We start from the raw sequence: 24,802 nt of genomic DNA, 5'->3' as shown, positions 1-24,802 counted from the left end.
AAATCCTGACAAATCATAGATATACCCACTAAGGGGTAGGTGAAGGCGTATTTGATTTGCATCAATAAGTGCCCCTGCTGAATCGTTAAGGTAGGCAGTAATAGAAAAGAAATCGAGGCAAAAATGAGCAAAGTCAGACTCGCTATCATCGGTAACGGCATGGTCGGCCACCGCTTTATTGAGGATCTTCTCGATAAAGCCGATGCTAACCAGTTCGATATTACCGTGTTCTGTGAAGAACCCCGCAAGGCGTACGACCGTGTGCACCTGTCTTCCTACTTCTCCCACCACACCGCCGAAGAACTCTCTCTGGTGCGTGAAGGGTTCTACGAGAAGCATGGCGTGAAAGTGCTGGTGGGCGAACGCGCTATCACCATCAACCGTCAGGAGAAAGTGATCCACTCCAGCGCCGGACGTACGGTTTTTTACGACAAGCTGATCATGGCGACTGGCTCGTACCCGTGGATCCCGCCTATTAAAGGTTCGGAAACCCAGGATTGCTTCGTTTACCGTACCATTGAAGACCTTAACGCCATTGAATCCTGCGCACGTCGAAGCAAACGCGGCGCGGTTGTCGGCGGTGGTCTGCTGGGTCTGGAAGCGGCAGGCGCGCTGAAAAACCTCGGCGTTGAAACCCACGTCATCGAATTTGCCCCGATGCTGATGGCTGAACAGCTGGACCACATGGGTGGCGACCAGCTTCGCCGTAAAATCGAAAGCATGGGCGTGAAGGTTCACACCAGCAAGAACACCAAAGAGATCGTGCAGGAAGGTACCGAAGCGCGTAAAACCATGCGCTTTGCCGACGGCAGCGAGCTGGAAGTGGACTTCATCGTCTTCTCCACCGGCATTCGCCCGCGCGACAAGCTGGCCACCCAGTGCGGACTGGCCGTTGCGCAGCGCGGCGGGATCATGATTAACGACACCTGCCAGACCTCCGATCCGGATATCTACGCCATCGGCGAATGCGCCAGCTGGAACAACCGCGTATACGGTCTGGTTGCACCAGGATACAAAATGGCGCAGGTCGCCGTTGACCATATCCTCGGCAGCGAAAACGCCTTCACCGGCGCAGACATGAGCGCCAAGCTGAAGCTGCTGGGTGTGGACGTGGGCGGTATTGGCGATGCGCATGGCCGCACCCCGAACTCCCGCAGCTATGTTTATCTGGACGAAAGCAAAGAAGTCTACAAACGTCTTATCGTCAGCCAGGACAACAAAACCCTGCTCGGGGCGGTGCTGGTGGGCGATACCAGCGACTTTGGTAACCTGCTCCAGCTGGTGCTGAACGCCATCGAGCTGCCGGAAAACCCGGACGCGCTGATCCTGCCAGCGCATGCCTCCAGCGGTAAACCGTCTATCGGCGTGGATAAACTGCCGGACAGCGCACAGATTTGCTCCTGCTTCGACGTGACCAAAGGCATGCTGATCTCCGCCATCAACAAAGGCTGTCACACCGTTGCGGCGTTGAAGGCGGAAACCAAAGCCGGGACCGGCTGTGGCGGCTGCATTCCGCTGGTTACTCAGGTGCTGAACGCCGAGCTGGCGAAACAGGGCATCGAAGTGAACAACAACCTGTGCGAGCACTTCGCTTACTCTCGCCAGGAGCTTTATCACCTGATCCGCGTGGAAGGCATTAAGTCCTTCGACGAACTGCTGGAGAAACACGGCCAGGGCTACGGCTGTGAAGTCTGTAAACCGACGGTCGGTTCCCTGCTGGCGTCCTGCTGGAACGAATATGTGCTCAAACCAGAACACACGCCGCTTCAGGACACCAACGATAACTTCCTGGCCAATATTCAGAAAGACGGGACTTACTCGGTGATCCCGCGTTCTGCCGGGGGGGAAATTACCCCGGAAGGGCTGGTCGCCGTAGGCCGTATCGCCCGTGAGTTTAACCTGTACACCAAAATCACCGGCTCCCAGCGTATCGGCCTGTTTGGTGCGCAGAAAGATGACCTGCCGGAGATCTGGCGTCAGCTGATTGAAGCGGGCTTCGAAACCGGTCACGCGTACGCCAAAGCGCTGCGTATGGCGAAAACCTGCGTGGGCAGCACCTGGTGCCGCTACGGCGTAGGCGACAGCGTGGGCTTCGGCGTAGAGCTGGAAAACCGCTACAAAGGCATCCGTACGCCGCACAAAATGAAGTTCGGCGTCTCAGGGTGTACCCGTGAATGTGCAGAAGCACAGGGTAAAGACGTGGGTATCATTGCCACCGAGAAAGGCTGGAACCTGTACGTGTGCGGTAACGGCGGGATGAAACCTCGCCATGCCGACCTGCTGGCCGCCGATCTCGATCGCGATACGCTGATCAAATACCTCGACCGCTTCATGATGTTCTACATTCGTACCGCCGATAAGCTGACCCGTACCGCGTCCTGGCTGGATAACCTTGAAGGCGGCATCGACTACCTGAAGTCGGTCATTATCGACGACAAGCTGGGTCTGAATGAACAGCTGGAATCCGAAATGGCTCGCCTGCGCGAGGCGGTGATCTGCGAGTGGACCGAAACCGTGAACACGCCAGCGGCGCAGACTCGCTTCAAACACTTTATCAACAGCACCCAGCGCGACCCGAACGTGCAGGTGGTGCCGGAGCGCGAACAGCATCGTCCAGCGACCCCGTATGAACGTATTCCGGTGATGCTGGTGGAGGAAAACGCATGAGCCAGTGGGTAAACATCTGCAATATTAACGACATTCTGCCAGCAACCGGCGTCTGTGCTCTGCTGGGTAACGAGCAGGTGGCGATTTTCCGCCCGCGCCACGATGAACAGGTCTTTGCCATCAGCAATATCGACCCGTTCTTCGAGGCCAGCGTGCTCTCCCGCGGTCTGATTGCGGAGCACCAGGGCGAACTGTGGGTTGCCAGCCCGCTGAAAAAGCAGCGCTTCCGCTTAACCGACGGACGCTGCATGGAAGATGAAAGCGTCTCGGTCAAACACTACGACGTCCGCGTGAAGGACGGCGAGGTGCAGCTGAAAGCGTAACCCCTCGCCTTTTCAATAGGAAAGGCTTATGACCCCTTATGGGTAACGGCAGGAAAAACCGTATGTTCTGTACGATTCCTGCTGTTATCCTGACGTCAATTCTTCCCCCGCCATGAATGCTGTGAGGTAACGTCGTGGATCACCTGCCGATTTTTTGTCAATTACGCAACCGCGACTGCCTGCTCGTGGGCGGCGGCGATGTGGCTGAACGCAAAGCGCGCCTGCTGTTAGAGGCGGGCGCCCGACTGACCGTCAACGCCCTCACCTTCGCCCCACAGTTTGACGTCTGGGCGCAGGAAGGGATGCTCACGCAGGTGCAGGGGGAATTTGATGAATCCCTGCTGGATACCTGCTGGCTGACCATCGCCGCAACGGATAACGATGACGTTAACCAGCGCGTCAGCGACGCCTGCGAAGCGCGCCGCATCTTCTGTAACGTGGTGGATGCGCCGAAAGAGGCGAGCTTTATCATGCCGTCGATTATCGACCGTTCACCGCTGATGATTGCGGTGTCGTCCGGCGGGCGCTCGCCCGTTCTTGCTCGCCTGCTGCGGGAGAAACTGGAAGCCGTGCTGCCACAGCATCTTGGTCAGATTGCCCATTACGCCGGGCAGCTTCGTTCCCGCGTGAAGCAAACCTTCTCAACCGTGGGCGAACGCCGTCGTTTCTGGGAGAAGTTCTTTGTTAACGACAGGCTGGCGCAGTCGCTGGCGAATCAGGATGCGAAAGCGGTTGAAGAGACGACCGAGCAACTCCTCTCTGAACCGCTGGATCATCGCGGTGAAGTGGTACTGGTAGGCGCAGGTCCCGGCGATGCGGGCCTGCTGACGCTGAAAGGGCTTCAGCAGATCCAGCAGGCGGACATCGTGGTGTATGACCGTCTGGTCTCAGATGACATCATGAATCTGGTGCGCCGCGATGCTGACCGCGTGTTCGTCGGCAAACGGGCGGGTTATCACTGCGTGCCGCAGGAGGAGATCAACCAGATCCTCCTGCGGGAAGCGCAAAAAGGTAAGCGTGTGGTGCGTCTGAAGGGGGGCGATCCGTTTATCTTTGGTCGCGGCGGCGAGGAGCTGGAAACCCTGTGCAACGCGGGTATTCCGTTCTCCGTGGTGCCGGGCATTACCGCGGCATCCGGCTGTTCTGCCTATTCCGGCATTCCGTTAACCCATCGCGACTATGCCCAGAGCGTGCGCCTGGTGACGGGCCACCTGAAAACCGGTAGCGAGCTGGACTGGCATAATCTGGCCGCTGAAAAGCAGACGCTGGTCTTCTACATGGGGTTAAACCAGGCTGCCACGATTCAGGCGAAACTGCTGGAGCATGGCATGGAAGCAGATATGCCGGTCGCGCTGGTGGAAAACGGCACTGCCATTAGCCAGCGAGTAGTCGATGGCGTACTGACGCAGCTTGGCGAGCTGGCACAGCAGGTTGAAAGCCCGGCGCTGATCGTGGTGGGCCGCGTGGTAGCCCTGCGCGAAAAACTGAACTGGTTCTCCAGCCACTAACGCATAAACTCTCTCCCGGGAGTAGTCTTTAAGCGGACTACTCCCTTCTTACCTCAGTCGATAACATACCGTCCGCATAATGGAACTTTTCCATTTATTCCCTCGTGTTACATCCAATTTTCAATTTTTGACAAGGAATGCGTATGTTCAAACTGGCAAAAGCTGCCGTTCTGGTCGGTATGTTATCAACGCTGACGGCCTGCACCGGTCACGTGCAAAATACTAAAAATAATTGCAGCTATGATTACCTCCTGCACCCGGCGATCTCCATTTCGAAGATCATCGGCGGTTGCGGCCCGGCGGCACAGCAGTAAGCGTTTTTCAGGCGTAAAAAAAACCGGGGATTTCCCGGTTTTTTTGTTTCATCAGTTTTGTCGGGTGGCGGCTCCGCCTTACCCGGCAAAGTGGCTTAAGGTTTACCCACAAACCCAATCGCGTCGTACACCGCTTTCAGGGTTTCGGAGGCGCGCGCGCTGGCTTTTTCCGCGCCCTCTTTCATCACTTTTTGCAGGAAAGCTTCGTCGTTACGGTAACGGTGATAGCGCTCCTGCAACTCGGTCAGCATGCCGGAAACGGCGTCTGCCACTTCACCCTTCAGGTGGCCGTACATCTTGCCTTCGAAGTGTTTTTCCAGTTCAGGGATGCTTTGTCCGGTCACACCGGAGAGGATGTCCAGCAGGTTAGACACGCCCGCTTTGTTCTGCACGTCGTAGCGCACCACTGGCGGCTCGTCGGAGTCAGTCACCGCACGCTTGAGCTTTTTCACCACTGATTTCGGATCTTCCAGCAGGCCGATAACGTTGTTGCGGTTATCGTCGGACTTGGACATTTTCTTGGTCGGCTCCAGCAGCGACATCACGCGCGCACCGGATTTCGGAATAAACGGCTCAGGCACTTTGAACACGTCACCGTAAAGCGCGTTAAAGCGCTGGGCGATATCGCGGCTCAGCTCCAGATGCTGCTTCTGGTCTTCACCCACCGGCACCTGGTTGGTCTGGTACAGCAGAATGTCGGCCGCCATCAGCACCGGATAGTCAAACAGACCGGCGTTGATGTTTTCAGAGTAGCGGGCAGACTTATCCTTGAACTGGGTCATGCGGCTCAGCTCACCGAAATAGGTGTAGCAGTTCAGCGCCCAGCCCAGCTGCGCGTGCTCTGGCACGTGAGACTGAACGAAAATGGTGCTCTTCTCTGGATCGATACCGCAGGCCAGATACAGCGCCAGCGTATCCAGCGTGGCTTTGCGCAGCTTCTCGGGATCCTGACGCGCGGTGATAGCATGCAAATCCACGATGCAATAAATGCAGTGGTAGTCATCCTGCATGCTCACCCACTGACGTAACGCACCCATGTAGTTACCAATGGTCAGTTCACCTGAAGGCTGTGCGCCACTAAAAACGATGGGCTTAGTCATTATTCAATTCCTGATGTTCACTGTGCGAGAGCCCGAGTGCGGGCAACAAATCTTTGAAGTGGTCGAACACAACGTCCGGCTCACTCAGCGTAATGGCCTCACCGTAGTTGTAGCCGTAGGTCAGCCCAACAGACGGGCAACCTGCCGCTCTGGCAGCCAGAATATCATTGCGGGAATCCCCGACAAAGAGCAGCTCCGCTGGCGCTAAGGATAATTTTCCTGCCACCAGCAATAGCGGTTCCGGATGCGGCTTTTTATTCTGCACATCATCGCCGCCCACAATCACGGAGAAGTATTTCGCGATATCCAGCGCTTCAAGCAGAGGCGCAACGAACGGTGTCGGCTTGTTAGTCACCAGCCCCAGCGGGATGCCTTTTGCATGGAGCGCGCCCAGCGTTTCAGCGACATCCGGGAACAGGAAGCTGCCCTCTTCGACGGTCTCTTCATAGAAACGGTCGAACAGTTTGCGCAAAATACGCTGCTGCTCATCCTTGGGAATATCCGCGTGGTCAACACTCGGTTTCCCTTGTGCGGAACGCTGCGAGGCGCGCTCCTGACGAGCCCAGGTCAGCGCGCGTTCCATCAGCACGTCCGCACCGTTACCAATCCACGTCACGACGCGCTCTTCGCCCGCAACGGGGAGTTCAAGGGCATACAGCGCCTGATCGACGGCGCGGGTTAATCCTGGCGCGCTGTCGACCAGCGTGCCGTCGAGGTCAAATGCTACACCCCGAATAGCCTGCAATTTATCCATGACTTACCTTCGCCAGTTCACGGCGCATTTCATCAATGACTTTTTTGTAATCTGGTTGATCGAAGATGGCGGAGCCTGCGACGAACATATCCGCCCCTGCCGCCGCAATCTCACCGATGTTATTGACCTTCACACCGCCGTCCACTTCCAGGCGAATATCATAGCCAGACTCATCGATACGGCGGCGCACTTCACGCAGTTTGTCGAGGGTCTGTGGGATAAACGACTGGCCACCAAAGCCCGGGTTGACGGACATCAGCAGGATCACGTCCAGCTTGTCCATCACGTAGTCGAGATAGCTCAGCGGGGTCGCCGGGTTAAAGACCAGCCCTGCCTTACAGCCGTTCTCTTTGATCAGCTGTAGCGTGCGGTCAACATGCTCGGAGGCTTCCGGGTGGAAAGTGATGATGCTGGCACCCGCCGCGGCGAAATCAGGCACGATGCGGTCAACCGGTTTCACCATCAGATGCACGTCAATGGGTGCGGTGATCCCGTAATTACGCAGTGCTTTAAGCACCATCGGACCGATGGTCAGGTTGGGAACGTAGTGGTTATCCATAACGTCGAAATGGACGACATCCGCGCCAGCCGCGAGAGCTTTGGCAGTGTCTTCACCCAGGCGGGCAAAATCGGCCGACAGAATTGAGGGGGCAATCAAAAACTGTTTCATCCGCATCTCCTTGAAATGTGTTTACCGGCGGGCAAAGGCTCAGGGTCGATAAAGCGCCAGAAGTTCGTCCACCTTTTTACGTGTGCCGCCGTTGCTGCTAATGCTACGCCGCACTTTTACCTGAAAATGCTTCGCGGCTTTGTACCATTCGCGCGTATCAGGCGTGTCGTGATTCGAAATTAACACTGGAATTCTTTTGCTGACCAGCTTTTCCGCCATCTCCGCCAGACGCGCCTGCTCGGCCGGGCTGAAGCTGTTGGTATGGTAGGCGGTGAAATTTGCCGTGGCAGACAGCGGCGCATAAGGCGGGTCACAGTAGACCACCGAATTTACGCCCGCCAGCTCCATGCACTCTTCATAGGAGAGGCAGTAGAACTCGGCATTCTGCGCTTTTTCAGCAAAGTGATACAGCTCGTCCAGCGGGAAATAGGGACGCTTATAGCGGCCAAACGGCACGTTAAACTCGCCACGCAGATTATACCGGCACAGACCGTTGTAGCCATGGCGGTTGAGATAAAGAAACAACAGCGCGCGGCGGAACGGATCCTGGCTCTGATTAAACTCAGCGCGGAACTGATAGTAGACGTCCGGGTTGTTGTTCTCTGGCGTAAACAGCTTCCGCGCCTCTTCCACATACTCATCGGTATGCAGTTTGACGATGTTATAGAGGCTGATGAGATCGCTGTTGATATCCGCCAGGATATAACGAGAAAAATCGGTATTCAGGAACACCGATCCAGCACCCACGAAGGGCTCGATAAGACACTCGCCTTTCGGCAGGTGCTTTTTAATATCATCGAGCAGGGGGTATTTCCCCCCTGCCCATTTCAGAAAAGCGCGATTTTTTTTCATGCTGACTAACTGATTACACCTTCTCCGGCTGTGGAGAAAGCTCCGACAGCATCCTGCGCTTTAAACATTACTTCAGATCGGCCTGCACCTGATGAATCGGCTTCGCCCACGGGTTTTTCGCCTGCACATCGGCTGGCAGCGTGGAAACGGCACGTTTTGCTTCATCTTTGGAAGCATAGATACCACTCACCAGCACATACCACGGTTGACCGTTACGGGTCGTCTGATAAACCACGTAGTTTTTCAGATTCGATTTCTTCGCCCAGGCGTTGAGGTTGTCATAGTTAGACGAACTGCTCAGCTGAAGGGTGTAGTTGCTGGAAGAGGCCGACTGCAAAGAACCCACGTTGCCCGTCGTTTTACCTGATGCAGCGCCCGTTTTGGCTGCGGGAGCCGCAGGCGTTGTTGCCGCAGGCGCGGTCGTGGTCGCCGTTGCTTTCGGTGCAGTGGTTGCCGCAGGCGTTGGCGCTTTAACCGGCTGGCTCACCGCAGGTTTTGTCTGCGCTGGCGCTTTCGTTTCTGGCGCTTTTGCCACGGTCTGTGGTTTCGTCTCACGCTTCGGCTCAATCACAGCCTGCTTACGCTCCTGACGCGGCGCAGTCTGCGTCTGGCGCGGTTTGGTTTCCGTTGCCGCCGTTTGCTGCTGGGCATTGCTGCCATGAACTGGCGCAACGGTGGCAGGTTCAGTTGGCAGCGTGGAGTTCACCACGGCAGCGTTAACCTGCTCCTGATTCTGCGGCTGCATCAGCGCGTTATTCAAATCGCCCTGAACTTCAACACGCTGCTGGCCTTCAGGCGTAACAGGTGCCTGGCCCTGAGTTGGGGTCGCAGAGACGGGCGGCAGAGAGATATCCTGGCCTGCACTGGTGTTACCGGCGGTCTGTTCCGCGGAGGTGGTACCCGGCGCAGGCTGAGCGCCATTCGCCTGGTTGCTCGCATCGTTACCAGACAGGTCGATGCTCTTCTCGGCAGACGCCGTCTGCTCGGTAGAATTGGTAGAAGGTGCTTTTAGCGCGGAACCAATGCCGACAATCAGCAAGACCAGAACCAGAACGCCAAGGCCCATCATGATGTACTGACGAGAGGCCGGTTTTGCCGCTACCGCTTTTTTACGCTTGCGCGGACGACGTTCAACAGGCTGTTCATCCATTAACTCTTCTTCGGATTCATACTCCTCGTCTTCACGCTCATTTCGCACATTACGGCTACGCGAAGGACGACGATCGTCTGCATCCAGATCGACATCGTCAAAGTTGATCTGCGGCTCGTTATCACGTTCTGAAGATTGACGAGAACGACCAGTACGACGATCGCTGGGATCGGGTTTCAGCTCGTCTTCTGGTTTGAATTCATCCATTTAACACCCCACTCAAAGGCTTATGCCAACGACTCTGCATTTACCTGAAGCTAAAACGACCACCTGTGACAGCGGTCTGACCTTTCTAGTTGTTACGCCTGCTGACAATCAGCAATAGCGCCAAGTACGACTTCGTGCGGCACTCCGCCGCGCACTTCACTTTTCCCTATTGCAAGCGGGAGTACCAGACGCATCTCACCTGCCAATACTTTTTTATCGCGCATCATGTGGGGAAGGTACGCCTGCGCAGACATTTCCTGCGGCCCACTCACCGGCAAGCCAGCACGTTTAAGCAACGCGATGATACGTGCTGTCTCTTCCGGCCTGAACTGCCCCAGACGTTCAGAGGCACGTGCAGCCATAACCATCCCGGCAGCGACAGCCTCACCGTGCAGCCAGTTACCGTAGCCCATTTCGGCTTCGATTGCGTGACCAAACGTATGCCCCAGATTCAGTAAAGCACGTAAGCCGGTTTCACGCTCATCTGCGGCAACGACTTCTGCTTTCAGCTCACAACAACGGCGAATACAGTAGGCCATTGCCTGCCCGTCGAGGCGCAGCAGCGCATCCATATTCTCTTCCAGCCAGGTGAAGAACTCACCGTCAAGAATAATGCCGTATTTGATCACTTCTGCAAGGCCGGACGCCAGTTCGCGTGCTGGCAAGGTTTTCAGACAGTCGAGATCCACCACCACCGAGGCAGGCTGGTAGAACGCGCCAATCATGTTTTTGCCGAGCGGATGGTTAACCGCCGTTTTACCGCCTACAGAAGAATCGACCTGTGACAGCAACGTGGTTGGAATTTGAATAAAGCGCACGCCACGCTGGTAGCTGGCGGCTGCAAAACCGGTCAGATCGCCCACAACGCCGCCGCCCAGGGCAAGCAGTGTTGTATCACGACCGTGCGGTTTTTGCAGAAGTGCGGTAAAGACGGTATCCAGTACCGTCAGGCTTTTGTACTGCTCGCCATCGGGCAGAATCACACTGTCGACCTTCACGCCCGCCTGCTCAAGCAGGTGGCGTACACGATCGAGATAAAGCGGAGCCAGCGTCTCGTTGGTGACCAGCATCGCCTGATCACCCGCTTTCAGTGGTAAGAAGGAAGCTGGGTCGTTAAACAAACCAGCCGCGATGGTGATAGGGTAACTACGTTCCCCGAGAGTAACTGTAATCCTCTCCATGACGCGACATCCACCTTAAATGCTTTTACCCGCAGGCGAGTGTATATAAAGCCAGAATCAGTTGCTTTCCAGCATATGAATAATCTGGTTTGCAACCACTTTAGCGCTTTGATCGTCAGTACGAATGGTCACATCAGCAATCTCTTCGTACAGAGGATTGCGTTCATCGGCCAAAGCTTCCAGAACTTCACGTGGCGGTGTTTCAACCTGCAACAACGGGCGCTTTTTATCACGCTGCGTGCGTGCCAGCTGTTTTTCGATGGTCGTCTCAAGATAGACCACTACGCCACGGGCGGAGAGACGGTTGCGGGTTTCGCGAGATTTTACAGAGCCGCCGCCTGTTGCCAGCACAATGCCCTGTTTTTCCGTGAGTTCGTTGATCACTTTTTCTTCTCGGTCACGGAAACCTTCTTCGCCTTCTACGTCGAAGACCCAGCCCACATCCGCTCCGGTTCGTTTCTCAATCTCTTGATCAGAATCGTAAAATTCCATATTGAGTTGTTGAGCTAACTGACGCCCAATAGTGCTTTTGCCGGCACCCATAGGCCCAACCAGAAAGATATTGCGTTTCTCTGCCATTTTTTCGGTACTACTAAGACTATTCGTTAATGGTAATCCCCGCTGCGCAGACACCCGGCGTAGCAGGACATGAACTGAAACCTCATTTGCAATAGAGCGAGAGTCAGACGAAAAATTATCTCAATACTCCGGCTTGTTTGGCAACTGATTAAATCACCGTTCCCGGCGCATAAGGAAATAAGACGTAAGTCCAACTCAAATCGGTACTCCTTGTATGCTAATTCATGCCCCACGTCAAACATCTGCAACAAACTGAATGCAAAATCATTGCGGGGATCGTTACCCATTAATGAATACTGACCAGACGTGGCGTGATAAACACCACTAACTCGCGCCGTTCGTTATCTTTTCCGTCATGGCGGAACAACTGCCCCAGCCACGGGATGTTGCCCAGCACAGGTACGCTGTCGCGTCCGGTTTTATTCTTTTGCGAAAAGATCCCGCCCAGGGCGAGCGTTTCCCCACTTTTTACCTCGACCTGCGTTTCGATCTCCTGCTTATCAATCGCCAGCGTTTCACCATCAGCCTGTTGCAGCACCTGACCGGGCATATTTTCACTGATATGCAGTTTCAGACGCACGCGGCCGCCCGGCAGGACCACCGGCGTCACCTCCATGCCTAATACCGCCTCTTTAAATTCAACGGATGTCGCCCCGCTCTCGCCGCTGGAAACCTGATACGGAATTTCGCTGCCCTGCTTGATGCTGGCAGGCTGCATGTGCGATGCCAGCAGCCGCGGGCTGGCGATGATATCCACCTGCTGCTTTTGCTCAAGCGCCGACAACTCAAGATCCAGCATCCTGCCGTTGATGCGCCCGATGTTGAACCCTACGTGGGTGGTCGCACTGGCCACCGACAGGTCCGCGCCAAGCGTTGAGACCTGCCCCACCTTACCGGCCTTTGTTGCGTCAGCGAGGTTCCATTTCACCCCCAGTTCACGCAGGCTTTTTTCACTGATTGTCACAATCTGCGCCGCCAGTTCCACCTGCTCGATGGGCAGATCCATCTGCGCTGCCCAGCGCTGGAGCATCGCCACCACCGTCTGGTTATCCCTGACCAGGAGACGGTTGGTGCGCTTGTCGACGGAGAGACTGCCTTTCGGACTTAAGAGCTTTTCCGCCGCTTTTTGCAATTCGGCCGCATCTGCATAAGCAAACGGAATGCTGTGAGAGTGCAGCGGGGCGTCGAGCAGACGCTGGGCCTGCTCCTGCGCTTTACGCGCCTGTTGTTCCCGTAACCAGGCCGCCGTATGCACATAGAAAATGCCGCCCTCTTCCCGCAATACCAGCCCGGCGCTGTTCACTACTGTCTGAAGCGCCTGCCTCCAGGGCACCCGTGTTAAATTCAGCGAAAGGGAACCGCTGACATCTGGCGACACCACCAGATTGCGCTCCTCCTGCGCGACCAGCGCCTGTAAGACCTGTACCACCGGGACATCATCCACCAGCAGGGTGACCGGTTTTGGCGTCGCGGCCCACAGGGGCTGGCTGAGTGCCGCCAGTAACAGCCCTATCCATATCTTCACTTTTTTTCGTTCCTTCTCGTTGCCATGTCCATTGCATCGGCTCGCACATCTCACCGACATCAACGGTCAGTTGTTGTTTATCTATCGCACTCACCCGCCAGCCAGGCGATAACCGCATCTGCGTTTTTACCCGGTGCCAGCGTTTCTGCCCGTCCTGCATAAGGCCAATATCCATGCTGCCACTGACTACTCCCTGATATCGCCACTGGCTGAGTTGCCCTGCTGCGCAACGCTCCTCCGGCACAGAGAAGGGGTCCCGCATCCCGGTCAGGAAAAGCGGAGAAAGCAGGATCAGCAACCGGGCTTTACTGCGCATGACCGATCTCCAGTTGCAGGCTGAGGCGTAGCCGTTTGCCCTACGGTGTGATGTCAAACGCGCTTACCCGCATGTTCTCAAGCGCCAGCCGGGGAAAGAGCGCCGGAACCGCGCCCCATGAGGCATCCAGCGCCAGCTCTCCGCCATTCTGCTGCGGTTTCCAGTGCACCAGCCTTGCCTCCTCACGCTGAAAGGCCAGCGGAGAAAAGGGCTGCGCCGGTTGCGAGGGTTTCACTTGCGTCATCACCGGTCGCCGTCTGGCCTGTGGCCACAGCGAGGCGTTGATTCGCTTCGCACTGATAGTCTGCGCCTGAATATCGGCGTAGCGCAGAGCAGCGGGTCTGAGCAGCAGCCCCCAAATCACAAACGCAACGAACCCCGACGCGATAAACCAACAAAGGACGCGCCGGGAAGGACGCGCATCACTCCAGCGTTGATACCAGATGTCCACTGGCTACCTCCGGCTATGCAGCTGAAAAGAGAACATCCATCGCCCCTGGCTATCCTGTTGCAGTTCGCCTGCCGGTCCGGGGGTAAACCCCGTTACCCTTTTCAGGGCATCGGTCATGGCCGAGAGCGCTGGCAGTGAGGTGGTATAGCCGGTCAGGATCAGCGAGGGAGGCTGATAGCGCAGCGCCGTCAGCCAGGCCTGCCGGGGCATTGCGTCTGCAAGGGATTCCAGCGCGGGTTGCCATGCCGGATCAGAGGGCAGCGAAGGGGTTTTCAGCCCCGCAGATTGCGGCTGACGCGCTTTCAATACCTTCTGCACCGCACGCATTCCCGCCAGTTCGCTTTGCAGCGACTGTAACGCGAGCGTCTTTGTCACCCGCAGACTGACGCCTCCCGCCAGCATCACCAGCAATGAGGCGGCAAACAGCAAGCCCCAGAAACGCAGGTGCTGAATACGTTGTTGCCGACGCCAGGGTAAAAGATTGGGCATGCTCATTACGGCACCTCGCTCATGGCCAGCGCCAGGGCGACGGTGTAATCAGCACCGCATTCTGGCAGCGGCGGCTGACACAATTTCACCACTTCCCACGGGTCGCGAGCAGCATCAAACACGGCGATATCAGAAGGCGAAAGCGCAAGCAGCGCCGCCAGCGCATTCACGTTCGCCGCTTCCGTGGTGTCACGCCGCCCCCACTGATGGCGCATCGCCCATAGCCACTGATGTTCATCTCTCCAGGCCACGCACCGGGTGGGGGCAACAGCAGAGAGAAGATTCGCCAGCGCACCGGCATCCGGGGCGATTGCGGCCAGGCGCAAATGCAGCGCTTTCGCCAGCGACAGCAGGGTATCAACCTCTCTGTTCTGCGCTGCGGTAACCTGAAATGTGTTGCTGAACGTATCCTGCGCGTAGTCAAAGCAGAGCGTATCGGCAGGCATCTCCAGCTCACGCGCTAATGTGGCGCCTACCCAGGTGAGCTGTTCGCTGTCACGCAAGGTAACGGATGGACGAGGCAACGCGCGTTGCAGAACACGCGTTGACGGAAATGAGAGAAATACCCGATGCGAGTGCGGCAACGTTTTCCGCCAGCCGCGTAAGGCATTAACCAGTTGTTCTGGGTTAACTATTTTTCCCTCCCTGATAATGGCGTCTGACAGCGGCACCGCCCACCAGCGCCGTAAACGCCAGCCCGCCCGCTCTCTGGTCAGCGCGACAGCAACTACCTTATCCTGTTGAATATGAACGCCTGTTTGCCACGTTTTAAAAGCCATGCTTCACGATCTCCTTATCGCCCGTCAGAGTGACGGCTATATCAATGAATCAGGCTTGCCTTTATACTACCGCGCGATTGTTTAGAAACTGCCCAGGCTAAACCAAATGGGAAATCTCCGGTGAAGTTCGTAAAGTATTTATTGATCCTTGCAGTCTGTTGCATTCTGCTGGGAGCAGGCTCGATTATTGGTTTGTACAAATATGTCGAGCCGCAACTCCCTGACGTCGCCACGCTTCGTGATGTGCGGCTTCAGATCCCTATGCAGGTCTATAGCGCCGATGGTGAACTGATGGCGCAATACGGCGAGAAACGTCGTATCCCTCTGACCTTAAATCAAATTCCACCCGTGATGGTGAAGGCGTTTATCGCCACCGAGGACAGCCGTTTTTACGAGCACCACGGTGTCGATCCGGTCGGTATTTTCCGTGCGGCAAGCGTGGCGCTGTTCTCCGGTCATGCCTCTCAGGGGGCAAGTACCATTACCCAGCAGCTGGCGCGTAACTTCTTCCTCAGCCCGGAAAAGACGTTGATGCGTAAGATCAAAGAGGTGTTCCTCGCGATCCGCATTGAGCAACTGCTGAGCAAAGACGAGATCCTGGAGCTTTACCTCAACAAGATCTATCTGGGCTACCGCGCCTATGGCGTTGGGGCAGCGGCTCAGGTCTACTTTGGTAAGCCGATCGATCAGCTCACGCTGAGCGAAATGGCGACCATTGCCGGTCTGCCAAAAGCGCCATCCACGTTTAACCCGCTCTACTCGCTGGACCGCGCCACCGCGCGCCGTAACGTTGTGCTGTCGCGTATGTTGAGCGAAGGCTACATCAGCCAGGCTGAGTACGATAAGGCGCGCAGCGACGTTATTGACGCCAATTACCATGCGCCGGAAATCGCCTTCTCTGCACCGTATCTCACTGAAATGGTTCGCCAGGAGATGGTGAGTCGCTACGGTGATAAAGCGTATGAAGATGGCTATCGCGTCTATACCACCGTGACCCGAAAGGTGCAGCAGGCTGCCCAGCAGGCGGTGCGTAATAACGTGATGGATTACGATATGCGTCACGGCTATCGCGGCCCGTCCAACGTGCTGTGGAAAGTGGGCGAAGGCGCCTGGGACAGCAAAAAAATCACTGATTCCCTGAAAGCGCTGCCGACCTATGGCCCGCTGCGTCCGGCGGTAGTCACCCAGGCCGATCCACAGGAAGCGGTAGCGATGATGGCCGATGGCACATCCGTATCGCTGCGCATGGAAGGTGTCCGCTGGGCGCGTCCGTACCGTTCTGACACCCTTCAGGGGCCTACGCCGCGCAAAGTGACCGATGTGGTACAAACCGGACAACAAATCTGGGTGCGTCAGGTCGGTGATGCCTGGTGGCTGGCGCAGGTGCCGGACGTCAACTCGGCTCTGGTCTCTATCAATCCGCAAAACGGTGCCGTGATGGCGCTGGTTGGCGGGTTCGATTTCAACCAGAGCAAGTTTAACCGCGCGACCCAGGCGCTGCGTCAGGTCGGTTCGAACATCAAACCGTTCCTGTATACCGCGGCGATGGATAAGGGTCTGACGCTCGCCAGCATTCTCAACGACGTGCCAATCTCCCGCTGGGATGCCGGTGCGGGATCTGACTGGCAGCCGAAGAACTCTCCGGCGCAATACGCTGGCCCTATCCGTCTTCGTCAGGGGCTTGGTCAGTCGAAGAACGTGGTTATGGTTCGCGCGATGCGTGCGATGGGCGTTGATTATGCGGCAGAGTATCTGCAACGCTTCGGCTTCCCGGCGCAAAACATCGTTCATACCGAATCTCTGGCGCTCGGCTCCGCGTCCTTTACGCCGCTCCAGGTCGCGCGTGGATACTCGGTGATGGCGAACGGCGGTTTCCTGGTCGATCCGTATTTCATCAGCAAAATCGAGAACGATCAGGGCGGCGTGCTGTTTGAAGCGAAACCGAAAATTGCCTGCCCTGAATGCGATATTCCGGTGATTTACGGCGACACGCCAAAATCCAATGTCCTGGAAAACAAGGATATGGAAGATGTGGCGATCTCGCAGGAACGTCAGAATCTGGCGGTGCCGCAGCCTCAGCTGGAACAGGCCAATCAGGCGCTGGTCGCCCAGAGTGGCGCGCAGGAGTATGCCCCGCACGTGATCAGCACGCCGCTGTCGTTCCTGATTAAGAGCGCACTGAACACCAACATCTTTGGCGAACCGGGCTGGCAAGGCACCGGCTGGCGAGCGGGCCGCGATTTGCAGCGCCACGATATCGGCGGCAAAACCGGGACAACCAACAGTTCGAAAGATGCCTGGTTCTCAGGTTATGGCCCGGGCGTTGTCACCTCTGTCTGGATTGGTTTTGACGATCACCGCCGCGATCTGGGACGCACCACCGCCTCTGGCGCGATTAAAGATCAGATTTCCGGGTACGAAGGCGGCGCGAAGAGTGCGCAACCTGCCTGGGATGCGTACATGAAAGCCGTTCTCGAGGGCGTACCAGAGCAGCCGCTAACGCCACCACCGGGCGTGGTGACGGTAAATATCGACCGCAGCACCGGACAGCTCGCGAATGGTGGTAACAGCCGTGCAGAGTATTTCATCGAGGGCACTCAGCCAACCACGCAGGCAGTGCATGAGGTGGGTACAGAGATCATCGATAACGGCGAGACGCACGAACTGTTCTGACGCCAACAAAAAAGCCGGGTGGCGACTACGCCTGACCCGGCTACAACGTCAATGCAAAACGGCAACCTTCGGTTGCCGTTTTTAATGGGGGCGCTACAAACGCCCCTGCCCCTTCAGCCACTCCCGCACCAGGAACAGTGCGCTCACGTTGCGCGCCTCGTTAAAGTCAGGATCTTCCAGCAAATCCATCAGATGAGCCAGCGGCCAGCGAACCTGCGGCAGCGGTTCCGGCTCGTCTCCTTCCAGCGATTCAGGATAGAGATCTTCCGCAACTACAATGTTCATTTTGCTGGAGAAATAGGACGGCGCCATGCTCAGTTTTTTCAGGAACGTCAGCTCTTTCGCGCCAAACCCCACCTCTTCTTTCAGCTCGCGGTTTGCCGCTTCAAACACCGTTTCGCCCGGATCGATCAGTCCTTTGGAGAAGCCCAGCTCGTAGGATTCGGTGCCCACGGCGTATTCACGGATGAGGATCAGGTGCTCATCGACGATGGGCACGATCATCACCGCTTCACGTGAGGAGGGGCGCATACGTTCATAAACACGACGCACACCGTTGCTGAACTCCAGATCCACGCTTTCGACATTAAACAGACGCGATTTCGCGACGGTTTCAACATTCAGAATGGTGGGCTTTTGTAAGGGTTTGGTCATCTTGACGGGTCTTTGCTGGGTGAACTGGCTTTATTGTGCGATACGCCGCACGGTTTCGGCAATGTCAATTGCTCTTTATTTACATTTATGCAACGTAACTGTACGTGATTCTCATTTCAAAACAAATGTCAAGAGGTTGAAATGTTTCCAGGAATTTGCTGATATCGCGCCGGAACAGGCTTTGTTATCATTACCGGTCACTGGGATGCGCGTCAACATGCTCAAGTTAGACTCCATACTTGCCGATAGCCGACCACAGAATCTCATTCATTGTACAAAAGGTGCGACTGACAACACCTGTAAGAAGATAAGTAAGATGGGGAAAGCATGAGCACCATTTTGATTTTTCTCGCTGCTGTGCTGGCCTGCGCGTCGATTGCGGTGTGGGTATTCAGGCGCCGCGTACATCGCCGTTATCGGCTGCCCTTTTTAAACGCGTTTGCCGGGGCAAACACGCGCAAGCTTTCGCCAGAGGAACGCAGTACCGTTGAGCAGTATCTCGACACGCTGAACCGATCCCGGCTTTCGCCTGGCCCTACCGGCGCCAGCGCCGCCCCCGTATCGCTCAATCTGAACGCCCAAAGCGACACCGTTCTGTGCGTGACGCGCTCCATTACCCGCTACGGCATCACCACCGACGATCCCAATAAGTGGCGCTACTATCTCGATTCTGTTGAAGTTCACCTGCCCCCCTTCTGGGAGCAGTATATTAACGATGAAAACAGCGTTGAGCTTATCCATACCGATACGTTGCCGCTGGTTATTTCCCTGAATGGTCATACCCTGAGCGAATATGTTCAGGAAGCGCCGCGCTTTGCGCTGGAACGCGCGAGCGGAACGCAGGCCTCTATTCGCGGTGAAGAGACTGAGCAGATTGAACTGCTGAACATCCGCCAGGAGACGCATGAGGAGTACGTTCTGAGCCGCCCGGACGGCATTCGCGAAGCGGTGCTGATTGTCGTCTCGTTCCTGCTCTTTTTCATCTGCCTGCTGACGCCGGACGTGTTTTTTCCGTGGCTCGCGGGTGGCGCAGTGCTGCTTCTGGCCGCCGGACTGTGGGGCATATTTGCCCCACCAGCAAAAACGTCATTACGCGAAATTCACTGCCTACGCGGAACCCCAAAACGCTGGGGACTGTTTGGCGAGAACGATCAGGAACATATCAACAATATCTCGCTCGGGATCATCGATCTCATCTATCCGCGCCACTGGCAGCCGTGGATAGCGCAGGATTTGGGCCACAAAACGGATATTGATATTTATCTCGACCGCCACGTTGTACGCCAGGGACGTTACTTATCCCTGCACGACGAAGTGAAAAACTTCCCGCTTCAGCACTGGCTCCGCAGCGCGGTGATTGCCGGTGGCGCCGCGTTAATCTTCGTCATGCTGCTGCTTTTCGTGCCGCTGGATATGCCGATTAAATTTACCCTGTCGTGGATCAAAGGGGCGCAAACCGTGGAAGCCACCAGCGTGCAGCAGCTTGAAGAAGCGGGGGTACGCGTGGGGGATACGTTGCGTCTGAAAGGTACCGGGATGTGTAATATCCACACGCCGGGCGCCTGGAACACGCGCCAGAACTCACCGTTCTCGCCGTTCGACTGCTCTCAGATCATCTGGAATGACGCCTCTCCGCTGCCGCTGCCGGAGTCGGATGTGGTCAATAAGGCCACCGCGCTTACCCAGACGATTAATCGCCAGCTCCATCCGAAACCGGATGATGATTCTCGCGTCAGCCCTGCCCTGCGTTCTGCTATTCAGAAGTCGGGCATGGTGCTGCTGGATGACTTTGGCGAAATCGTCCTGAAAACAGAGGATCTCTGCTCAGCTCAGGATGACTGTATCCGGCTGAAGAACGCGCTGGTCAACCTCGGTAACAGCAAAGACTGGGACGCGCTGGTGAAACGCGCCGAAGCGGGACGCCTGGACGGGGTGAACGTGCTTCTGCGTCCGGTCAGCGCCGAGTCGCTGGATAACCTGGTGGCAACCTCTACCGCCCCCTTCGTGATGCGTGAAACCACCCGTGCGGCTCAGGCGCTTAACAGCCCGGCGCCAGGCGGATTTGTGATTGCCAGCGATGAAGGCAGCGACCTGGTGGATCAACCCTATCCGCAGGTTTCGCTGTATGACTATCCTGCCCAGGAGCAATGGAGCGAATTCCAGCGTCTGGCGCAGATGCTGATGCAGACGCCATTCAGCGCGGAAGGGATCGTCACCACCCTCTTTACCGACGCCAACGGCACGCGTCATATCGGCCTGCACCGTATGCCGGATAGCGCTGGCCTGTGGCGCTATGTAGGGACATCCCTGCTGCTGATTGCGATGCTGGCGTGCATTGTCTGGAACGGTTATCAGGCCGTACGCCGCTATCAGCGTTCCCGCACGCGGCTGGCAGAAATCCAGGCCTACTACGAAAATTGCCTTAACCCGAAACTGATCTCCTCTTCCGAGAGCCTGATCGGATAACGTCCCTGCGCGACAAGTTGTGCTACCCTGTCGCGCACGTTTCTTCTGGCTGGAGTTCCCCCTTATGCATCTTGATATCGACTGGCAAGCGGTCGATACCGTCCTGCTTGATATGGACGGCACGCTGCTTGATCTCGCCTTTGATAACTATTTCTGGCAAAAGCTGGTCCCGGAAACATACGGTGAACAGCAGGGGATCTCCCCGGCGGAAGCGCAGGAATTCATTCGTTCGCAATATAGCGCGGTGCAGCATACGCTAAACTGGTACTGTCTTGATTACTGGAGCGAGCGACTCGGTTTGGATATTTGTGCCATGACCACCGCCCAGGGCGCACGCGCCGTACTGCGCGACGATACGGTTCCGTTCCTGGACGCGCTAAAAGCCTGCGGTAAGCGCCGCATTTTGCTGACGAATGCGCATCCCCATAACCTGGCCGTGAAGCTGGAACATACCGGTCTTGCTTCACACCTTGATTTATTGCTTTCCACCCACACATTTGGTTATCCGAAAGAAGATCAGCGGTTGTGGCATGCCGTGGTGGAAGAGACCGGTTTACAGCCGGAACGGACGCTTTTCATTGACGATAGCGAGCCGATTCTGGATTCTGCGGCCGCTTTTGGCATTCGCTATTGTCTGGGCGTGACCAATCCTGATTCCGGCCTGGCTGAAAAAAGCTATCTTCGACATCCGGGGCTGAACGACTATCGCCGGATGATCCCCTCACTCACCGTGAAGGAGACGCCATGAAAGAAAAACCCTCTGATGGGGTAAGACTGGATAAATGGCTGTGGGCCGCCCGTTTTTACAAAACGCGCGCCCTTGCCCGTGAAATGGTTGATGGCGGAAAGGTGCATTACAACGGTCAGCGCAGCAAACCGAGCAAGCTGGTTGAACTGAATGCCACGTTAACGCTTCGCCAGGGCAACGATGAGAAAACGGTGGTGGTGAAAGCCATTACCGAACAACGGCGGCCCGCAACCGAAGCCGTTTTGCTGTATGAAGAGACGGCCGAAAGCATAGAGAAGCGCGAGAAAACCGCGCTGGCGCGCAAAATGAATGCGCTGACCATGCCTCACCCGGACCGGCGACCGGACAAAAAAGAGCGCCGCGATCTGATGAAATTTAAACACGGTGAGAACGAGTAATTCTCACCTGCACGAGAGATGAAAATGGCCCAACACGACCAATTACACCGCTATCTGTTTGAACAATTCGCCGTGCGCGGCGAGCTGGTCACCGTATCCGAAACCTGGAAACAGATCCTGGAAAACCACAACTACCCGCTGCCGGTGAAAACCCTGTTGGGCGAACTGCTGGTTGCCACCAGCCTGCTGACCGCCACGCTGAAATTCGCAGGGGATATTACCGTACAGTTGCAGGGCGATGGCCCGATGTCGCTGGCGGTGATCAACGGCAATAACCAGCAACAGATGCGCGGCGTGGCGCGCGTTCAGGGCGATATCCCTGAAAATGCCGATCTGAAAACGCTGGTCGGTAACGGCTACCTGGTTATCACGATCTCGCCTGAAGAGGGTGAGCGTTATCAGGGCGTTGTCGGTCTGGAGGGCGATACGCTTGCCGCCTGCCTGGAAGATTACTTCATGCGTTCCGAACAGCTGCCAACCCGCCTGTTCATCCGCACCGGTGAAGTGGATGGCCAGCCTGCTGCCGGTGGTATGCTGCTCCAGGTTCTGCCTGCACAGGATGCGCAGACCAATGATTTTGAGCATCTGGCAACGCTGACGGAAACCATCAAAGCGGAAGAGCTGTTCACCCTGTCGGCGACCGACGTGCTGTGGCGTCTGTATCACGAAGAAGAGGTGACGGTTTACGATCCGCAGGCGGTGGAATTTAAGTGCACCTGCTCTCGCGAGCGTTGCGCGGGCGCCCTGAAAACACTGCCGGATGAAGAGATCGACAGCATCATGGCGGAAGACGGTGAAATCGATATGCACTGTGATTACTGCGGTACGCACTACGTGTTCAATTCGATGGATATCGCGGAGATCCGCAATAACGCCTCCCCGGCGGATCCGCAGGTTCATTAAACCTATTTCCCCTCACCCTAACCCTCTCCCCAAAGGTGAGAGGGAACTTGAACACCCTCTCCCCTTTGGGGAGAGGGCTGGGGTGAGGGGCAAATATCCCACCCAAGCTGAATCGTTTTCCCTATGTAACCCTTACGTAATTTTCTTACATGTATGCGATTACATTCACATTCCTTCCGATAAAATCACCAACCTTTAACCTTTTAAGAACATTTTCCCCAACCAAAAAGCGATTCCTGCGATAATCTGCCCGCCCTGTGACTGGAGTCGCAGCGTTTTCCGTTAGTAAGGGTTTTGACCAGATACGTAAATCTATGAGCCCCGTCGCGGTTAACATCCCCAGAAAAACCCTACAATTTCAGGCAGTACATATTGGCTAAGGAGCAGTGATATGCGTGTTAATGGTTTAACCCCGCAAGATCTCAAGGCTTATGGTATTCACGACGTCCAGGAAGTGGTCTACAACCCCGATTACGATACGCTGTATCAGGAAGAGCTCAATCCAGCACTGGAAGGATACGAGCGAGGTGTGTTGACGAACCTTGGTGCTATCGCCGTCGATACGGGTATTTTTACCGGTCGTTCGCCGAAAGATAAGTATATCGTCCGAGACGATACCACCCGCGATACGCTGTGGTGGGCTGATAAGGGCAAAGGGAAGAACGATAACAAACCGCTCTCCCCGGAAACCTGGCAGCATCTGAAAGGACTTGTCACCCATCAGCTTTCCGGCAAGCGTCTGTTTATTATCGATGCGTTCTGCGGCGCTAACGCCGACACCCGTCTTTCCGTACGGTTTATCACTGAAGTGGCCTGGCAGGCGCATTTCGTGAAGAACATGTTCATTCGTCCGACCGATGAAGAGCTGCAAGACTTCACCCCAGACTTTATCGTGATGAACGGCGCGAAATGCACCAATCCGCAGTGGAAAGAGCAGGGTCTGAACTCCGAAAACTTTATCGCCTTCAACCTGACCGAGCGTATCCAGCTGATCGGCGGGACCTGGTACGGCGGCGAAATGAAGAAAGGAATGTTCTCGGTCATGAACTACCTGCTGCCGCTGCGCGGAATCGCCTCCATGCACTGCTCGGCGAACGTCGGGGAAAAAGGCGATGTAGCAGTATTCTTCGGCCTTTCCGGCACCGGTAAAACTACGCTTTCCACCGATCCAAAACGTCGTCTGATTGGCGACGATGAACACGGCTGGGATGATGACGGCGTGTTCAACTTTGAAGGCGGCTGCTACGCGAAGACCATTCGCCTGTCTGAAGAGGCAGAGCCGGATATCTTCCACGCGATTCGCCGCGATGCGCTGCTGGAAAACGTCACCGTGCGTGCCGATGGTTCGATCGACTTCGACGATGCGTCGAAAACGGAAAACACCCGCGTCTCTTACCCGATCTACCACATCGAGAACATCGTGAAGCCGGTGTCGAAGGCGGGGCATGCCACGAAGGTGATTTTCCTGACGGCGGATGCGTTCGGCGTGCTGCCACCGGTTTCCCGCCTGACCGCCAGCCAGACGCAGTACCACTTCCTCTCCGGCTTTACCGCTAAACTGGCGGGTACCGAGCGCGGTGTGACCGAGCCAACGCCAACCTTCTCCGCCTGTTTCGGCGCGGCGTTCCTGTCGCTGCACCCGACGCAGTACGCGGAAGTGCTGGTGAAACGCATGCAGGCATCCGGCGCACAGGCGTACCTGGTAAACACTGGCTGGAACGGTACGGGCAAACGTATCTCCATCAAAGACACGCGCGCCATCATCGACGCGATTCTGGATGGTTCACTGGATAACGCCGAAACCTTCACGCTGCCGATGTTCGATCTGGCGATCCCAACAGAATTGCCGGGCGTGGATACGCGTATCCTGGATCCGCGCAACACCTACGGTTCACCGGAACAGTGGCGTGAGAAGGCAGAATCGCTGGCGAAACTGTTTATCGAAAACTTCGAGAAGTATACCGATACCCCGGCGGGTGCTGCGCTGGTGAGTGCGGGACCGAAGCTGTAATTAACCCCTCACCCCGGCCCTCTCCCCAAAGGAGAGAGTGTAAAAGTCCCCTCTCCCCTTTGGGGAGAGGGTTAGGGTGAGGGG

General features: G+C 56.3%; 23 protein-coding genes. 10 read left to right on the top strand and 13 right to left on the bottom strand.

Annotation, left to right across the window (positions count from 1 at the left end; genetic code table 11):
• The first annotated feature begins 123 nt into the window (after nt 1-123).
• From nirB to ACOTX7_RS07420, 4 genes are all read left to right on the top strand, one after another.
• Nucleotides 124-2,667, top strand: coding sequence for a nitrite reductase large subunit NirB (gene nirB, locus ACOTX7_RS07435; RefSeq protein WP_047353770.1), 2,544 nt, complete (start codon nt 124-126; stop codon nt 2,665-2,667).
• Nucleotides 2,664-2,990, top strand: a complete 327-nt coding sequence (gene nirD / locus ACOTX7_RS07430) for a nitrite reductase small subunit NirD (RefSeq protein ID WP_006812221.1) — start codon at nt 2,664-2,666, stop codon at nt 2,988-2,990. Before nirB ends, nirD begins: the two co-directional genes overlap by 4 nt.
• A 134-nt stretch (nt 2,991-3,124) precedes the next feature.
• Nucleotides 3,125-4,498, top strand: coding sequence for a siroheme synthase CysG (gene cysG, locus ACOTX7_RS07425; RefSeq protein ID WP_221256557.1), 1,374 nt, complete (start codon nt 3,125-3,127; stop codon nt 4,496-4,498).
• 143 nt (nt 4,499-4,641) lie between these two features.
• A complete protein-coding gene (locus ACOTX7_RS07420) occupies nt 4,642-4,812 on the top strand; it encodes a YhfL family protein (protein WP_020884583.1) in 171 nt (56 codons plus the stop codon).
• Between the two features lie 95 nt (nt 4,813-4,907).
• Here ACOTX7_RS07420 and trpS read toward each other — a convergent pair whose 3' ends face one another.
• The 12 genes from trpS to pilM all read right to left on the bottom strand — a co-directional run bounded on the left by trpS (nt 4,908) and on the right by pilM (nt 14,865).
• A complete protein-coding gene (trpS, locus tag ACOTX7_RS07415) occupies nt 4,908-5,912 on the bottom strand; it encodes a tryptophan--tRNA ligase (protein WP_006812224.1) in 1,005 nt (334 codons plus the stop codon).
• Nucleotides 5,905-6,666 carry a phosphoglycolate phosphatase gene (gene gph, locus ACOTX7_RS07410; protein WP_006812225.1) on the bottom strand — a complete coding sequence of 254 codons (762 nt, stop codon included), beginning with the start codon at nt 6,664-6,666 and terminating at the stop codon, nt 5,905-5,907. Before gph ends, trpS begins: the two co-directional genes overlap by 8 nt.
• Nucleotides 6,659-7,336, bottom strand: a complete 678-nt coding sequence (gene rpe / locus ACOTX7_RS07405) for a ribulose-phosphate 3-epimerase (protein WP_003861634.1) — start codon at nt 7,334-7,336, stop codon at nt 6,659-6,661. Before rpe ends, gph begins: the two co-directional genes overlap by 8 nt.
• A gap of 39 nt (nt 7,337-7,375) precedes the next feature.
• Complete coding sequence (gene dam / locus ACOTX7_RS07400; RefSeq protein WP_221256558.1) at nt 7,376-8,188, bottom strand: adenine-specific DNA-methyltransferase; 813 nt, start codon at nt 8,186-8,188, stop codon at nt 7,376-7,378.
• A gap of 67 nt (nt 8,189-8,255) precedes the next feature.
• A complete protein-coding gene (gene damX / locus ACOTX7_RS07395; protein WP_006812228.1) occupies nt 8,256-9,545 on the bottom strand; it encodes a cell division protein DamX in 1,290 nt (429 codons plus the stop codon).
• 92 nt (nt 9,546-9,637) lie between these two features.
• A complete protein-coding gene (gene aroB, locus ACOTX7_RS07390; RefSeq protein WP_003861631.1) occupies nt 9,638-10,726 on the bottom strand; it encodes a 3-dehydroquinate synthase in 1,089 nt (362 codons plus the stop codon).
• A 57-nt stretch (nt 10,727-10,783) separates the two neighbouring features.
• Nucleotides 10,784-11,305, bottom strand: a complete 522-nt coding sequence (aroK, locus tag ACOTX7_RS07385; protein WP_003861630.1) for a shikimate kinase AroK — start codon at nt 11,303-11,305, stop codon at nt 10,784-10,786.
• 286 nt (nt 11,306-11,591) lie between these two features.
• Nucleotides 11,592-12,830, bottom strand: coding sequence for a DNA uptake porin HofQ (hofQ, locus tag ACOTX7_RS07380; protein ID WP_221256560.1), 1,239 nt, complete (start codon nt 12,828-12,830; stop codon nt 11,592-11,594).
• On the bottom strand, nt 12,742-13,146 hold the full coding sequence (locus tag ACOTX7_RS07375) for a HofP DNA utilization family protein (RefSeq protein ID WP_205925159.1): 405 nt from the start codon (nt 13,144-13,146) through the stop codon (nt 12,742-12,744). Before ACOTX7_RS07375 ends, hofQ begins: the two co-directional genes overlap by 89 nt.
• Nucleotides 13,147-13,186: 40 nt before the next feature.
• Entirely contained in the window at nt 13,187-13,597 is a 411-nt protein-coding gene (locus ACOTX7_RS07370) for a DNA utilization protein HofO (RefSeq protein ID WP_221813299.1), read from the bottom strand.
• Nucleotides 13,598-13,600: 3 nt separating this feature from the next.
• The gene (locus ACOTX7_RS07365; protein ID WP_006812232.1) at nt 13,601-14,092 is read right to left on the bottom strand and encodes a PilN domain-containing protein; all 492 of its coding nucleotides are present in this window, start codon (nt 14,090-14,092) and stop codon (nt 13,601-13,603) included.
• Nucleotides 14,092-14,865: a pilus assembly protein PilM gene (gene pilM / locus ACOTX7_RS07360; RefSeq protein WP_006812233.1), complete on the bottom strand. Its 774-nt coding sequence runs from the start codon at nt 14,863-14,865 to the stop codon at nt 14,092-14,094. The genes ACOTX7_RS07365 and pilM overlap by 1 nt, the downstream gene beginning before the upstream one ends.
• 120 nt (nt 14,866-14,985) lie before the next feature.
• Here pilM and mrcA point away from each other — a divergent pair, with 120 nt between their 5' ends.
• The gene (gene mrcA, locus ACOTX7_RS07355) at nt 14,986-17,538 is read left to right on the top strand and encodes a peptidoglycan glycosyltransferase/peptidoglycan DD-transpeptidase MrcA (protein WP_006812234.1); all 2,553 of its coding nucleotides are present in this window, start codon (nt 14,986-14,988) and stop codon (nt 17,536-17,538) included.
• A gap of 93 nt (nt 17,539-17,631) precedes the next feature.
• Here the strand turns inward: mrcA and nudE are convergent, their stop codons facing one another.
• Nucleotides 17,632-18,192: an ADP compounds hydrolase NudE gene (nudE, locus tag ACOTX7_RS07350; protein WP_003861622.1), complete on the bottom strand. Its 561-nt coding sequence runs from the start codon at nt 18,190-18,192 to the stop codon at nt 17,632-17,634.
• 327 nt (nt 18,193-18,519) lie between these two features.
• Here nudE and ACOTX7_RS07345 point away from each other — a divergent pair, with 327 nt between their 5' ends.
• The 5 genes from ACOTX7_RS07345 (at nt 18,520) to pckA (ending at nt 24,718) form a co-directional block, all read left to right on the top strand.
• Complete coding sequence (locus tag ACOTX7_RS07345) at nt 18,520-20,658, top strand: intracellular growth attenuator family protein (protein ID WP_221256563.1); 2,139 nt, start codon at nt 18,520-18,522, stop codon at nt 20,656-20,658.
• A 64-nt stretch (nt 20,659-20,722) separates the two neighbouring features.
• Nucleotides 20,723-21,406, top strand: coding sequence for a GMP/IMP nucleotidase (yrfG, locus tag ACOTX7_RS07340; RefSeq protein WP_006812237.1), 684 nt, complete (start codon nt 20,723-20,725; stop codon nt 21,404-21,406).
• Entirely contained in the window at nt 21,403-21,804 is a 402-nt protein-coding gene (gene hslR / locus ACOTX7_RS07335; RefSeq protein WP_006812238.1) for a ribosome-associated heat shock protein Hsp15, read from the top strand. Before yrfG ends, hslR begins: the two co-directional genes overlap by 4 nt.
• 18 nt (nt 21,805-21,822) lie before the next feature.
• Nucleotides 21,823-22,707, top strand: a complete 885-nt coding sequence (gene hslO / locus ACOTX7_RS07330) for an Hsp33 family molecular chaperone HslO (RefSeq protein WP_006812239.1) — start codon at nt 21,823-21,825, stop codon at nt 22,705-22,707.
• A gap of 391 nt (nt 22,708-23,098) precedes the next feature.
• Nucleotides 23,099-24,718: a phosphoenolpyruvate carboxykinase (ATP) gene (gene pckA, locus ACOTX7_RS07325; protein ID WP_047353760.1), complete on the top strand. Its 1,620-nt coding sequence runs from the start codon at nt 23,099-23,101 to the stop codon at nt 24,716-24,718.
• Nucleotides 24,719-24,802 lie beyond the last annotated feature (84 nt).

Source organism: Enterobacter cloacae complex sp. IR5418, from assembly GCF_049238105.1.
Classification (GTDB): domain Bacteria; phylum Pseudomonadota; class Gammaproteobacteria; order Enterobacterales; family Enterobacteriaceae; genus Enterobacter; species Enterobacter hormaechei.
The sequence above is the reverse complement of the archived record's forward strand: the minus strand, read 5'-3'. Positions and strand labels throughout refer to the sequence as shown.